Annotated in this window: 1 protein-coding gene and 1 pseudogene; both read left to right on the plus strand. The window is 44.4% G+C overall.

Annotated features, from left to right (window positions below; genetic code table 11):
• A pseudogene (locus AB4653_RS25890) lies at positions 1-248 on the plus strand (TMAO reductase system protein TorT); the annotation flags it as partial.
• Between the two features lie 60 nt (positions 249-308).
• Entirely contained in the window at positions 309-764 is a 456-nt protein-coding gene (locus tag AB4653_RS25895) for a methylglyoxal synthase (protein ID WP_009844869.1), read from the plus strand.
• The last annotated feature ends 38 nt before the right edge of the window (positions 765-802 follow it).

The following is an 802-nucleotide window of genomic DNA, read 5'->3' on the forward strand; positions in this document are numbered from 1 at the left end:
GTTACTTAAGTCACGGAATCTACCGCGGTTTGCTTCGTAACAAGGTGCTTTTTGCACCAACAGATAAAATGGTTGAACAAGGTCGCTTGTCGGTAAAGCAAGCCACCCATTACTTGCGTGGTCAACCTTATGAAAAACATAGCGCACCCATGATTGAGGCACTGACACCCGCAACACTCAAAGATCAAATTATCGCCGACTCATTGTCACCTTCTGAGTTTCGCCCGGTATTCAGTGTGAATCCTTAGTGCTATATTGACTAAAGAACTCAAAACAATAAAAACGAATCAATCATTTAGGGAACATCCATGCAAAAAACGACGCGTACTATGCCAACGCATAAGAACATCGCTTTGGTCGCTCATGACCATTTCAAACCTGAGCTATTAAGATGGGTCAAAGAGAACAAAGAAAAACTACAAAAGCACTTCCTTTATGCAACGGGCACGACAGGTTCTCTACTCAGTAAAGAAACAGGCTTAGCGATTAAGAGCATGATCAGCGGCCCAATGGGCGGTGACCAACAACTTGGTGCCCTTATCTCTGAAGGCAAGATCGATATGATGATTTTCTTCTGGGATCCATTAAATGCCGTACCACACGACCCGGACGTAAAAGCACTGCTTCGTATCGCAAGTGTTTGGAACATCCCTGTAGCAACCAACCGCGCTACCGCTAACTTCCTGTTTAACTCTTCATTGCTTGAAGAAGAAGTGATCATTGAGATCCCAGACTACGAAGCATACTTGGCAGAGCGCACATAATCACACGTTAAATTAGCCCTTTACTAGGGCGTGTTGAT

It is taken from the genome of Vibrio sp. 10N.222.48.A3 (assembly GCF_041475345.1).
GTDB classification, from domain to species: Bacteria; Pseudomonadota; Gammaproteobacteria; order Enterobacterales; family Vibrionaceae; genus Vibrio; species Vibrio tasmaniensis_A.

Bases quoted from the DNA above. Each gene is read 5' to 3' on its own strand.
- AB4653_RS25895 (WP_009844869.1), top strand. From the start codon at position 309: ATGCAAAAAACGACGCGTACTATGCCAACGCATAAGAACATCGCTTTG.